Origin of the sequence: Poseidonibacter sp. (genome assembly GCF_041821165.1) — a bacterium.
In the GTDB taxonomy this organism is placed as follows: domain Bacteria; phylum Campylobacterota; class Campylobacteria; order Campylobacterales; family Arcobacteraceae; genus Poseidonibacter.
In genome coordinates, this window is record NZ_JBGUES010000006.1 from 25,448 (window position 1) to 39,273 (window position 13,826).

A 13,826-nucleotide genomic window follows, 5' to 3' on the forward strand; every position below is an offset into this window, starting at 1 on the left:
TATATAATGTATTGATTATATAAAAAGAATACTAAATCTTATATCATTATTTTAAAAACTTCTTTTTAAATCAAAATTAAAATGAATATGCATATATTCAATAAGTGAAGATACAAATGCTTTTGCAGTTTTTTTTCTATTTTCTTTTGTATCTCTATACCCTACAAATGGGAACTCTGCTTGTATTGAAGAAACAGAACTTCCATCTAGTGAACTATAAGTGTGAGTATTATACGCACCTTCAAAATATTCACCATTTTCATCATAAGGTTTATCTTGTGATGGCATTGCTTTTAGGCCTTTTTTATTTACAAGTCCAGAAAGAGAAGTTTCACCTTTAAGAAGTTCTACAAAACTTTTATCTGAAAAATCTTTAAGTGTTTTAATACTTGATTTTTCAGCGTGTTTTTCAATCTCTTCATCACTTAGTTTTAGTGTATCGTTAAATAAAAGGTAACCAAACTCTATATGTTGATGTGAATGTGATTGACCGTGAATATCTATATATATTCCTTTTCCAAACTTTTCATCTACTTTTGATTTTGAGTCTTTTATAAAATCATGAAAAGTATTGTATGTAGCAATTGCTTTTTCATCTTTTGTAGTTGCTTCGTGTATTGCTCTATTTGCATCTACTTTTGTTCTTGATAAATCCATCACAATTGCATGAGGATAATTGTTTGTTTGAAGAAAAAACTCTTCTAATATATCATGAGTTAATTCACTTGTATAAGAATCTATATCAAAAACACCTGTTTTTCTATTTGGAATATCTTTTGGTTTTGCTACTCCTCCGTGTGGAGCTGATAAAATAATGGGTAGCGTTCCTTCTAAATATCTTACGTGGTTTTCTTTTATTAATGGTCTAGCTGTCATAAATCGCTTTCGCGTCCTTGTTCCGCTCTCTTTTTAAATCCATATCTATGAATTTCCCCATAACATCTTTTTTTGTTTTAGTTGCTAGGGTGATTTTTCTTTTTACTGGTCTATATTCGTATATAAAAAAACCAGCTTCATTCATAGATAATCTAATAGGCGTTGCAACAGAGTATGAACTCATCACACAATCATCTTTGCATAAAGCGTATATATCATCAAAATACTCTTTAGTCCAAAGTTCGATATTTACTTCTGAAGAGAAAGCATCTTGATATATAATATCAAATGAACTTTTTTCTAAGGTTTTGATATATTCTCTTGCATCACCTATATTTACCTCAATTCTCATATCATCATCTTCATAGATGCCTTTTAAAGCTACATCTTTAATAATATGTTTAAATTCTTCGAACTCTTTTGGAAACTCAAAAGTTTCCAAAGACTTCACTAACTGTGCATCTAATTCAGGAGAATAAATAAACACTTTTTTATCTAAATTATATTTTTTAATATGATAAATAGTAGTAAAAGTGTTATATCCTAAGCCAAAACATATATCTAAAATTTTTAGTTCTTTTTTTTCTTTATGATAATCAAAAGTTGGAAGTATATGTTTTGTAAGTGCTTCATTTATAGCACCATCATCAACATTGTGATAGTGCTGTTGGTATTTTGATGAGTAAAGAGTGTTTGACCCATCAATAGTTTTGACAAAGTTTTGCAATTTTTACAGTCCGTTATCCCAATGATGCATTTTTTTAGCTGTAAAAATATGATACCCTTCAAATAAATCGATTGTATTTGAAGCCATAAATCCTATATCATCAAGTAATGTAAGGATTTCATCTTTGTTATTGTTAGATTCTTTTTCTATTATTATTATGTTTCCCGAGTTTTCAATAGCTTTATACATAAGTTTTAAAATCTTATCTCTATTTGGACAATAAGATAAAATATCACCTAAGATAATATACTCGTATTCTCTTGCCGTTGCTCGTAGTCTTGCTGAAGTTTCATTCACAAAAGGAATATATTTTATATTCCCTTCGTTTTTAGAACGTACTTCTTCAAGTGCTGTGTCTATTAAGTTCAAAGAGTTATCAAGATGTAAAATAGCGATATTTGGATAATCACTAAATAACTCTTTGAATAAAGATAGTTTCTTTTCCACGAAAAATTAGTTACCTAAAGAACTTAACTTTTCATCAGATAAAAATAAATCTTCATTTGACATTACACCAATTTGAGAATCTAAAATATCTTGAGCAATTTCTTTTGCTTCAGGAAGTGAATGCATAGCACAAGTTCCACATTGGAAAATATTTAATTCAGGAATATCATCTTGTTTTTCAACAGCGATAACATCTTTCATAGATTCTCTCCAAGCTTTTGCAACAGTTTGCTCATCAGGCGCACCTAATAAACTCATGTAGAAACCAGTTCTACAACCCATTGGTGAAACATCAATAATTTCAACACTATCAGAGTTTAAATGATTTCTAATGAAACCTGCAAATAAGTGTTCTAAAGTATGAATACCTTTTTCACTTAACATCTTTTCATTTGGAACACAGAATCTTAAATCAAATACTGTAATAACATCACCTGATGGTGATTTCATTGTTTTTGCAACTCTTACAGCTGGTGCTGGCATAATTGTATGGTCTACTCTAAAACTGTCTAATAATGGCATGGTATAAGTCCTTTTGAATTTTTATAAAATAATTGTTTTTATGTATTAAGATTGGATTATATCCAATTTTATGTAAAGAGAGCATTTCATAAATTTTAGGAAGTTTTTAGTTCTTTAAATTAAATGTATCATTTTTTGATACATTTATCTGTGTTAATCGTATCATTTTCTGAATATAAGGCTAAAAAGCATAATTAAATAATAATTTTAATATCATAAATAATAAAAATAATCATAAAGAGTTTTAATGGAATTAGTTTACTTATGGGTTGATAAATATAAAAATATAGAGAATCAGGGGTTTGATTTTTCACCTAGGTTTAGATGTAGTTATGATAAAGAAACTGAAGAATTAGAAGTCATTGATAAAGAAGAAACAAAAGAGCCATATATAAAAAACTTTTTTGGTGAGAATATAAATATTACTGCAATTGTTGGTGAAAATGGAAGTGGGAAGAGTAGAATTTTAGAAACTTTTACTAAAACTTATTCAACTTTTCTTTTCTATGATGAAAACTGTAATTTATTAAATTTACAAGATAACTTTGATGTGTCACTATTTAATGATAATGTTAATTCATATTTGTATAAAACTGATTCAAATGTAAATCAACAAATTTTAAGAAAATTTACTTTGAATGAAAATGCAACAGATGAATTGCAATTTAAAATTAATAACTTAACAATAAGTTTTTTATCACAAATAGGAAATATAAATTCTGATATACATTTTTCTCCTACTCATATCGAACTCATTTTTTCAAAAGTAATAACACTTGAAGACATTAACACATTAAATGGAGTTATGATTATTTACAGTAATTCTAGGCATGACACAACAGATAGAATAACAATAAGTATTTCAGACCTTCAAAGAATCAAAGATATGTTTGAACAAAAAATTAAAGAAGCAATAGAAATTAAAAATATAAAATCATATTTATTATTAAAAGAGTTTATTCATAGAATCAAACAAAAGGATAGTAGTATTTTTAAATATTTTAGTTCAAACAGAGAATATGGTGATGATGATAATACTGTATCAGTTTTCGAATTCATTTACAGAAAATTTTTAGAAGAACATTCTGATCCAAATTTTAATAGAATAGTGCAAATATTAGAAGATAGTAATAAAGAATTTTTTGATAATGAAAAAATGATATTAAATTATACAAATAACAATTTCAAGGAAATTGAAATATTATTAGTCAATATACATAGAGGCTATTTCAATCTTAAATTTTTTGTTCAGAGAAAAGACAATATTTTATATTTTAATGATTTGAGTGATGGAGAACAACAGTTATTACTCATATTTTCAAAAATTTATTATTTAATAAGAACAATTTATAAGGATAGTTCAAAAGAATTAATTTTTTTAATTGATGAACCTGATACCTTTTTACATCCAGATTGGCAAAGAAAATTTTTTGCCAATCTTTATAAATTTATTACTAATATTGAAATTTTTAAATCTAAAAAATTTAATTTTATTGTTACTTCTCATTCTCCTTTTTTACTTTCTGATATTCCAAAACAGAATGTAATTTTTTTAGAAAAAGATAAAGAAACTGGAAAATGTATAAATGCAACAAAAACAGTAAATATAAATCCTTTTGGAGCAAATATCCATACTCTTTTATCTCATGGGTTTTTTATGAAAGGTGGACTTATGGGTGAGTTTGCGAAAGATAAGATTAATAACTTGATAAAAGTATTAAATTCGAAACGGAAAGTATCTAAAAAGAATCAAGAATACTATAAACATTTAATATCAATAATAGGGGAACCCTTTTTAAAAGAAAAGCTTTTAAAAATGTATGATGAAAAATTCAAAATATCAAAAGAAGACAGAATCAAACAACTTGAAAAAGAACTATCTGAGTTAAAGAAATGATTCAACTAAAATTTAAACCCAAATTATTTGAACAACATTTCTCTATGTTTGAGGAAGAATTAAATAAATTAATTCTCAAATTGAACACTGATAACAAGATTATAAAAAAAAGAAAGAAAAGTGATAGTACTTACGAATCTTATCTGTTTTTAAACTTAACTCCTCATTTAATTAATTTTATGAATAACTTAAATTTAACCATGTTACTAAAATCTAAATTTCTTAAAGAAATAGTGGATGAACTTGGAGTTCATCAGAAGAACTCAGATGAATATAAATTGTTATTTTATATTTTTGTTGAGCATGGTTATATGAAGTATTTTACAAATGGTAAAAATTCTGCTAACTATTCTGCTTATACATTTGTAGAAAAATTAGATATAAAAACTTGTCCATATTGTAATAGAAATTATATTTTTATAGTGAAAAAAGGTAAATTAAGACCTGAAATTGACCATTTTTATCCTAAAACGGTTTACCCATATCTTGCAGTTAATTATTTTAATTTAATACCATCTTGTCAAACTTGTAATAAAACAAAAAGTGATAAATTTATTCCTACTTGGATTAATCCATACGATGTAAAAAAAGTTGATTATAAACTAACTTACAGACCTAAAAGTATAAATTTTATGGAAGTTGAAAATTCAAAATATGATTTTGATAGTTTTGATATATATTTTATATCCATAAATGAAAATATAAAAACATTTAAATTAAAAGAATTGTACAAACAGCATAAAGATATAGTTTTAGAACTATTGATTAAAAAAGCTTATTATCCCAAAAGTTATATAGAAGAATTAAAAGGTTTTGGGTTTAGTGAAGATGAAGTTTATAGATACTTACTTTGTAATTATAAAAAAGATGAAGACTTACACAAACGCCCACTTTCAAAACTAATCAAAGATATAAGTGAAGAATTAGACCTTATCTAACTCTACAACTTCCTAGCAAAAATAGGCGCAAGATTCATAACTATAAAAAGCCTTACTATATGGTGTAAAGTGATATAAGGTACATTTGCACCTACAAGTATTGCTATTAGGTTTATCTCTGCTTGTCCTCCTGGTGAAAAGGCAAGTAATGTTGAAAGAAGAGGGAACCCAAAACTATAATATGCGATTGTTATAAAAATTGTTGAAATACATACAAGTATTAAAAAATGTCCAAATGTCCCAATAAGAGTTTTAATCACCGTTTGTAATTTCACACCTCTAAAAGTAAATCCTATAATAGTTCCAAATACAACTTGCACAAACTTCAAAAACTCATCAGGTACAGAAGTTGTAATAAGTCCAGTTGAATGAACAGCAATACTTAAAATCATTGGGCCTATTAAATATGCTGCAGATATTTTTAGTTTTTTTGCAAGAATTCCACCAATAGCTCCAACTATAAGTAAAGCCAAAAACTCACCTATATTTATATTTGATAGTGGTATTGTGATTAGTTGGTTACCACTAATATCCACTTTGAAAATATACTGTATTACAAAAGGTAAACTTATTACGATAAAAAATAGCCTTGAAGATTGAACTAAAGTAATCTTTGCAATATCTGCTTTTATCTCTTCCCCAATTATTACCATTTCTATTACACCCCCTGGCATGGAGCTTAGATAGGCTGTTTTTTTATCAAAGCCTTGGTATCTTTGATAGTAGTACATTCCAGCTAGTATAGTCAAAATAGTAAAAGGAATTACAAGTAATAAACTATAAAAATATACATCTAAATATTGCAAAATTTCAGGGGTAAATGCAGAACCAATAGTAAGACCGATTAATACTCTTGCAGGTGTTGAAAATGTTTTTGGACTTTGTATTGGAAGATTTTCAAATCTCATAGCAATAGATGAAGCAAAAATAGCTCCTAAAAGCCAAGGAAGAGGAAGTGATAAATATATAAAAACAATAGAACCAATTGCACCTATAAAAAGTGCTAATAACATTTGAAAAAGGTTTTTTGTTGTAATCATATAATTTTTCCAATTTTTTATTCGTATATTAGTCAATATTTGTTTTGAATAAGATTTAATATAAAGTTTGAACTTAGAAGTTAATATTTGTTTTTTGTTATAATAAGTCATAAATGTAGCTTAGGATTTTTAATGGCAAATATAAATAATATAAAGATGTTTTCTTTAAGAAATAGATATATTCCTGCACTTATTATAATTTTTATAGTTTCTTCTTTTGCCTATATAAATGTAAAAGACATAATGTCATCTATTAAGAATGACGGGAAAATTATTAATATCAGTGGAAGGCAGAGAATGCTTTCTCAAAGACTTGTTCTTTTAGCTCAAAATTATCTTGATAATCCAAATATCAAAACAAAACAAATACTAAATGAAAATCTTTCACTACTTTCTACTTCACATGAATTTTTATTAGAACATATATATTCACAAAAATTAGATGATTTATTTTTTAAAGATAAACTAGATGAAGAAGTAAAAACATATGCAAGTTTATTTGAACAACTTATTCTTACTAATAATAAAAACTTATTGATTGAATTAAGAAAAACATCACAATATATACTTCCAAAGTTTGAAGAAGTTGTAAAAGAGTATGAAAGAATTGATAAAGAGAAACTAGAAAAATTAGAAAGAAAAGAGTTAATGATTCTTTTACTGACAATTTTTGTTCTATTTTTAGAAGCTATTTTTATTTTTTATCCTGCAAGTAAAAAGATAAGAAAAAATACAAATGAACTTGAAGCATTAGTTCTTGATAAAACAAAAGAGTTACAAAAATCTATTGATATTATTAGTAATTATGTGATTTATTCAAGAACTGATTTAAAAGGAAAAATTACTTATGCAAGTAATGCCTTTTGTGAAACATCAGGATTTTCAAGAGATGAATTAATTGGTCAACCTCACAATATTGTAAGACATGAAGATATGCCAAGTATTGCCTTTGAACAAATGTGGGATACAATCAAATCAGGAAAAATATGGAAAGGTGAAGTTAAAAATAAAACAAAAAGTGGTGGATTTTATTGGGTTGATGCAAATATTTCACCTGAATATGACACAAAAGGAAATCAAATAGGTTATGCAGGTGTACGATTAAATATCACTTCAAAAAAGAAAATTGAAGAACTAAATAAAAATCTAGAAAAAAGAGTTTTAGAAGAAGTTGAGAAAAATAGAGAAAAAGATAAGCAGTTACACGAACAAGCAAAAATGATTCAAATGAGTGAATTAATTGGAAATATTGCACATCAATGGCGACAACCATTAAGTTTTATCTCTACATCTGTTAGTGGCTTAAAACTTCAAAAAGAACTAAATATGTTAAGTGATGATGACTATTATAAGACCTTAGATAATATTATTTCAAAAACACAAGAATTATCAAAAACAATTGATACTTTTAGCTCTTTTATAAAAGAAGATAATACAAAGACTTTATTTATTCTTCAAGAAAGAGTTGAGCAAACAATAAATATAATTTCAAATACTCTTGAAAATCATAAGATTAAAATAGAAAAGAATTTTGATAAAGAGCCATTTGAAATATATGCAAGACCATATTTAGTTTCACAAGCAATCTTAAATATTATTACAAATTCAAAAGATATTTTAATAGAAAAACAAATCCTAAATCCAGTAATAAAAATTTGTATAAAAAGAAGTAAAGATAAAGTAAAAATAATTATAGAAGATAATGCAGGTGGAATTGATGCAAATATTATTGATAAAGTATTTGAACCATATTTTACAACAAAACATCAAAGTCAAGGTACGGGAATGGGACTACATAATAGCTACAACTTTATTGTAAAAGAACTACAAGGTATGATATATGTGAAAAATAGTGATATTGGTGCTGTTTTTGTTATAAATATTCCATGTGAAGAAAATAGAAAAACTCTAGATATTTAAAAGCTAAGAATAAATATCTAGAAGTATTAAAGCCCAAGTTATTATAAATATAAAAATACTTATAAATACGATAGTACTACCTACATCTTTAGCTCGTCCTGCCATTTCATTGTGTTCAAGTGTTACTAAATCAACAACTCTTTCAATAGCACTATTAATCGTTTCAGCCAAAGGCATTCCCATTAAAGTGATAAACAATAAAGCTTTATTTGTATAATTTGTATCAATAAAGATAATTATAGGAAGTAAAATAAGTGTAATTATAACTTCAATTCTAAATGAGGTTTCATTTTTTAGTAAATCAATCAAACCTTTTAATGCATAAGTTGTATTTTTAAAAAAATTATATTTTGGTTGGTTTCTCAAGTTTCGTTCCTTTTTTATTGTAAATAAATTTTGCAATGATAAGGATGATAATCCATGCAATTAACATTGTAATAATCGTATGACTTAAAAAGTGATCTCCTATGCTCATCTTATAAATACCCATAATCCAGCCAATAGTAAGTCCTATGATAAGTCCTTTTTTTTGGTTTAAAGGTTTTTTAAATAAGAAAAATAGTGCCATTATTGCAAATCCTCCACTAGCATGACCTGCTGGCCAACATTTAGCTTTTGATTCTTGAACAAAATCTTTTGGATAAGAATCAAATACTTTTATATTAGGATACTTTCCATTGAAATGTTCAATATTACAAGGACAAGGAGTATTTGTTACTGCTTTTAAAGAACCAATTATAAGAGGCACAAATATAAGTGATAAAAGAACAATAATTAAGCCTTTTTTATACTCTTTGATAAGTCTTTTTTTTCTAAAAAAAAGAAGAGAAAATAGAAGAGATAATGCTAAAAAAATTAATGTAACTTTTATCCCATCATAAAAAAAGAACTTAAATATAGGTTCATTTTTATAAATTAACCATGTTTTACTTTCAAAATCATAGAAAAAATTCTGAACAAAAATATCAAAATCACTTAATTCAAATAATACAATAATAAAAACTAATATAATACTCGTAATTAAAATATTTTTATTCATGTATTTTACTATCGTTTAAAATATCCATTTCTTTTTTATAAACACTTGAATCAACCTCAAAAAGGCCTAATAAAGTGTGAAATAAATTATCTTGAGAAAATTCATTTTCTTTTAATAATGCAACTTTTTTCATATCAATATCTTTTTTCATTGAATCACCAAACCACATAATAGAACCAATATGCTTTTGTTCATCAGGTGCCATAAAATATGGCAAACCATGAAGATAAAGTCCATTTTCTCCTAAGCTTTCTCCATGGTCACTCATATATAGCATGGCAGTTTCATAATCTTTTGAATATGGTTTTAAAAATTTTATCACTTCTGATAAAAAATAATCAGTGTATAATATAGCATTATCATAAGCATTGCTTACTTCTTCTTGTGTACAATCTTCTAGTTGATTTGTTTTACATACAGGAGTGAATTTTTCAAACTCTTTAGGATATCTTTTGTAATATGCAGGTCCATGATTTCCCATTTGATGAAGTACTATTAATATATCTTCACCTTTATGTTTTTTGATATAATCTTCCAATCCTACTAACATTCCTTCATCTCTACACTCTATATCGCATTTTGTATTTAATTTATTAGTTCTAAAGTCTTCAAAATCAACTCTTAGTGCAACACCTTTTGAGTCAGAGTTATTATCTCTCCATAAAATATTTACATTTTTAGTATGTTTTAATACATCAACAACATTTTCAGTACTTATCCCTTTTTTGTAGTCATATTCATCTTTATTAAATATAGAGAACATACAAGGTACTGATTGTGCAGTTGATGTTCCACAAGAATACATATTAGAAAAATTTATTACATCCTCTTTTTTCAAAAGAGGGTTAGTTTCTTTGTTATAGCCATTTAGTGAAAATCGATTTGCCCTAGCTGCTTCTCCCACAACCATAATAATTAATTCAGATTTATCTATTTCTTTTGGGTCTTCTTCATGTTCAAACTTTATTGTTGCATCAGTTCCTATACTTTTTACGATTATTGGTCCACTATTGAGAGTTTTATTTACATAGTTTCCAATGCTATACATCCAAAAAATTGGGTTAACATGAAATCTTAAAGGCTTATGCTCTCTAAAAAATGACGTGTAAAATTTACTAAAACTAAATATAATAATAAGAATAATAGCTAATGATAAAAAAATGGTTTTTAATTTTGCAAAGATTTCTTGTTTAAAAGGTTTGTATTCAATTTTGCTTTTATAAATAAAATATGAAGGAATAAGACCAAGAAGAACAACATAAAAAATAAGTTGAAAACTAAATAAATCAAAAGATTCATTAATATTAGTTTGAAAAGTATTTCTAATCATACTTGTATCAATAATAACGTGATATGTATCCATAAAATAAGCCGTAAAAGATGAAACCATTAAGCTTAGTATTAATATAGGTTTTGTTGTATATCTTGAACTTAGTAGTGTAAATAAAAATATAATAAATGAAAAAAGTAATAAAACAATTGAAGAAAAATAAAGTATATTTAAACCATTAAATGAGTATACCTCTAATACATTTTTAAAAAAAGAAAAGTTGTAGAAAAGTATAAATACAAAAGAAGTGAGAGCAATAAGCTGATATTGAGATCTTATTTTCAAAAATAACCTTTTAACTAAAGTATTAAAATAATAAAGTAAATAGGTTAATCTTTGACAAATACATAGTTAATTAATAATTAATAGTTAAAAAACTAATTTAATCTTCTATATTTTTTTAGTTTTTCATTATAGGCTAAAATAGAACCATCATCTAAATTATAATACCAACCGTGGATTTTAAGCTCTTGCTTGTCAATCTTTTCTTTTATAATAGGATAAGTTAAAAGGTTTTGCATTTGAAATATAATAGAGTTCTTTTCAGTAGCTCTATATAATTCTTGTTTATTTGCATAATCTTTTTTAAGTGTAAACTCTTTAACTGGTTTTGCAATTTCTAGCCACTTAATAATATTTGTATTCTCTTTTGGAATTTCATTATATAAACTTTCACACGCTCCACAATATGAATGTCCACAAACTATAATATTTGAAACACCCAAAATATTAACAGCATATTCAATAGCAGAAGCAACAGAAAAGAAATCTGTTTTTGAATTAAATATTGGTACAAAGTTTCCTATATTTCTTAGTACAAATAAATCTCCAGGTTTATTTCCAAACATAAAATCAGTTGTAACTCTACTATCACAACAACTAATAAGTAAAACATCAGGTTTTTGTCCATTTTTTATGGAATATTCTAAATCTTCTTTAAAATCACCAAGATGATATTTTTGAAATAGTTTATTCCCTCTAATTAGGTTTTTTATTGTATTCATAAAAATATGGTACTAATAAAAAATGTAAAAAAAGTCAAAACTATATTTCAATAGAAAACTTAGCACCTTGATTTACATTTATTACTTTTATAGAACCATTCATTTTTTCTTCAATAATTAATTTTGTCATATATAAACCAATACCTGTACCATACTCAAATTTTGTTGTGAAATATGGGTCAAATATTTTTTCTATAATCTCTTCATCTACTCCATTTGCATTGTCTTCAATACATAAAGTCACTTTTTCATTTTGTTCTAAATATATTTTAATACATGGATTTTCTATATTTCTTTCAAGTAAAATATCTTTGGCATTTGTGATGATATTCATAATTGCTTGAGAGTATTCATTTTTATAGCCATTGATTTTAGAATCATTTTCTATATCTATAATAAGTTTAATGTTATTGATTTCAAGCATTGATTTCACAATTTTTGAGGCATTTAAAACAGCATCTTTAATTAGGAAATCTTCTTTTTTAGTATTTGGATTAAAAAAGTTTCTAAAATCATCAATTGTTTTTGACATATATTCTAATAAATCATTTGCTTCATCTACTCGTTCATCTAAGTACTTTTTATTTAATTCTTTATAGGCATAAGCTGATTCTATATCAAAAAATAGACCAGATATTTGGCTTAGTGGTTGTCTCCATTGATGTGCAATATTTGCAATCATTTCACCCATTGAAGCCATTTTTGATTTTTGAATTAATATTTTTTCTTGTTTTGCTTTTTCAATTTTAAGTAATGTTCTTTCTGTAATATCTCGTAGTGAAGCAAAAAGTAGTTTTTGATTACCATCTGTATATATTGCAATACTTAATTCAATTGTTTTTAAATCACTATTTTTTGTTCTCATTTGAACAGTTCCTAAAAAAGAGTTATTTTCTAAAATCTCTTTTAAATCTAAGTCAAAAAATAAATCAAATAAATCTTTATTAAATAAATCTTCTTCAGAATAAAAAGTAACTTTCGTTGCTGTTTTATTACAGTTTATAATTCTTGCTTTATTCTCTTTTGTTATTTGAGAAATCAAAAATGCATCATTACTATGATTAAATAAAAGATGATACTTCTCTTCATTTAAAATTACATTTTTCTTATATTCTTCGAAAATATTACCAAGTTTTTTTGTAAAAAGAATAGAGAATATAAAAAATATTATAGTCATAATAGTAATAACAATAATAAGTTTTATAATCTTTTTGTACATATTATCAAGAGATATATTTCTTTCATTTTCAACAATTTTATATATCTTTGATAAATCAACACCAACTGCAATAAAATATCTTAAATCACTTATAAAAGTAGCATAAATTAGTTTATTGTTATTTGCATAAAAGAGATAATCATTTCCTTTGTAGTTTGTATTAATAAGTAATTCTTTAATTGCTTCATACTCATATTCATTTGAAATGATATGTTTTTGTATTAAAAGCTCACTCTTATTTATAATATTTTTTAAACTATTTATTTTATATATAAAAACATACTCTTCACTGTCAAAATTCTGATGAGATATTTTTTTTAGTAACTTATCTTTTAGTTCATTGTTTTGTTTAACCAAATAACTTCCTGAACCAATAATTAAACCTAACCCTTTTAAGTGCCTAGAAAAGGTGATTTTTTTAGCTGTAATACTACTATTTGGTTTGTACCAAAAATACTCTGTAAAGTTTTGTAAATCATTGTTTTTATTAATCATTTCATTAATAAATCTTTTTCCATTTATATCTTCAAAATCCATAAAGTTAAGATTCTCATCTTCTGAACTTTCACTATTTAAAATCAAAGTTCCTTTTGTATCTAAAATAAAATAGTTAATATCATTCTCTTTTTGGGCTAATTGTTTAATAGATGATTTAATTAAATTAATTTGTTGTTGTTTTGAAAGATTCTTTGTTTTTTTATATAAAGAATTAGCTAGATTAAATGCAATAATTGATTGATTTTTTATTCTAAGTTTTTTATTATTTAAGATAGATAATTCTTCTGATTTAATATCATTTTTTAGATTTTCAACTGATGTTTTTAAATAAAACTTTTCTCTTTCAATAAGAGTATTTTTAAAACTTTT

13 protein-coding genes are annotated in these 13,826 nt (G+C 25.1%); 3 read left to right on the forward strand and 10 right to left on the reverse strand.

The window, feature by feature from the left end:
• Window positions 1-51 precede the first annotated feature (51 nt).
• Genes ACERKK_RS01465 through luxS form a run of 4 tightly spaced genes read right to left on the reverse strand, consistent with a single transcriptional unit; the run spans window position 52 to window position 2,572 of the window.
• Entirely contained in the window at window positions 52-876 is an 825-nt protein-coding gene (locus ACERKK_RS01465) for a hypothetical protein (protein WP_373771294.1), read from the reverse strand.
• Complete coding sequence (locus tag ACERKK_RS01470; protein ID WP_373771295.1) at window positions 866-1,603, reverse strand: tRNA (5-methylaminomethyl-2-thiouridine)(34)-methyltransferase MnmD; 738 nt, start codon at window positions 1,601-1,603, stop codon at window positions 866-868. Before ACERKK_RS01470 ends, ACERKK_RS01465 begins: the two co-directional genes overlap by 11 nt.
• 3 nt (window positions 1,604-1,606) lie before the next feature.
• Window positions 1,607-2,050 carry a hypothetical protein gene (locus ACERKK_RS01475; protein ID WP_373771296.1) on the reverse strand — a complete coding sequence of 148 codons (444 nt, stop codon included), beginning with the start codon at window positions 2,048-2,050 and terminating at the stop codon, window positions 1,607-1,609.
• Window positions 2,051-2,056: 6 nt separating this feature from the next.
• Window positions 2,057-2,572: an S-ribosylhomocysteine lyase gene (luxS, locus tag ACERKK_RS01480; protein ID WP_373771297.1), complete on the reverse strand. Its 516-nt coding sequence runs from the start codon at window positions 2,570-2,572 to the stop codon at window positions 2,057-2,059.
• A gap of 247 nt (window positions 2,573-2,819) precedes the next feature.
• On the opposite strand from luxS, the gene ACERKK_RS01485 reads away from it, so the two are divergent.
• Window positions 2,820-4,469, forward strand: a complete 1,650-nt coding sequence (locus tag ACERKK_RS01485; RefSeq protein WP_373771298.1) for an AAA family ATPase — start codon at window positions 2,820-2,822, stop codon at window positions 4,467-4,469.
• 179 nt (window positions 4,470-4,648) lie between these two features.
• Window positions 4,649-5,407: a hypothetical protein gene (locus ACERKK_RS01490; RefSeq protein ID WP_373771299.1), complete on the forward strand. Its 759-nt coding sequence runs from the start codon at window positions 4,649-4,651 to the stop codon at window positions 5,405-5,407.
• Window positions 5,408-5,409: 2 nt separating this feature from the next.
• Here the strand turns inward: ACERKK_RS01490 and ACERKK_RS01495 are convergent, their stop codons facing one another.
• On the reverse strand, window positions 5,410-6,447 hold the full coding sequence (locus ACERKK_RS01495; RefSeq protein WP_373771300.1) for an AbrB family transcriptional regulator: 1,038 nt from the start codon (window positions 6,445-6,447) through the stop codon (window positions 5,410-5,412).
• A 132-nt stretch (window positions 6,448-6,579) separates the two neighbouring features.
• On the opposite strand from ACERKK_RS01495, the gene ACERKK_RS01500 reads away from it, so the two are divergent.
• Window positions 6,580-8,367 (forward strand): PAS domain S-box protein, encoded by a 1,788-nt coding sequence (locus tag ACERKK_RS01500; protein ID WP_373771301.1) that lies wholly within the window; start codon window positions 6,580-6,582, stop codon window positions 8,365-8,367.
• A gap of 3 nt (window positions 8,368-8,370) precedes the next feature.
• Here the strand turns inward: ACERKK_RS01500 and ACERKK_RS01505 are convergent, their stop codons facing one another.
• The 5 genes from ACERKK_RS01505 to ACERKK_RS01525 form a co-directional block, all read right to left on the reverse strand.
• The gene (locus tag ACERKK_RS01505) at window positions 8,371-8,733 is read right to left on the reverse strand and encodes a diacylglycerol kinase (protein WP_373771302.1); all 363 of its coding nucleotides are present in this window, start codon (window positions 8,731-8,733) and stop codon (window positions 8,371-8,373) included.
• Window positions 8,711-9,406 carry a phosphatase PAP2 family protein gene (locus tag ACERKK_RS01510; protein WP_373771303.1) on the reverse strand — a complete coding sequence of 232 codons (696 nt, stop codon included), beginning with the start codon at window positions 9,404-9,406 and terminating at the stop codon, window positions 8,711-8,713. Before ACERKK_RS01510 ends, ACERKK_RS01505 begins: the two co-directional genes overlap by 23 nt.
• The gene (locus tag ACERKK_RS01515) at window positions 9,399-11,021 is read right to left on the reverse strand and encodes a phosphoethanolamine transferase (protein ID WP_373771304.1); all 1,623 of its coding nucleotides are present in this window, start codon (window positions 11,019-11,021) and stop codon (window positions 9,399-9,401) included. The genes ACERKK_RS01510 and ACERKK_RS01515 overlap by 8 nt, the downstream gene beginning before the upstream one ends.
• A 92-nt stretch (window positions 11,022-11,113) precedes the next feature.
• A complete protein-coding gene (locus ACERKK_RS01520) occupies window positions 11,114-11,740 on the reverse strand; it encodes a carbonic anhydrase (protein WP_373771305.1) in 627 nt (208 codons plus the stop codon).
• A gap of 40 nt (window positions 11,741-11,780) precedes the next feature.
• Window positions 11,781-13,826: cache domain-containing protein (locus ACERKK_RS01525; protein ID WP_373771306.1), on the reverse strand; the 2,046-nt coding region annotated here is incomplete at its 5' end.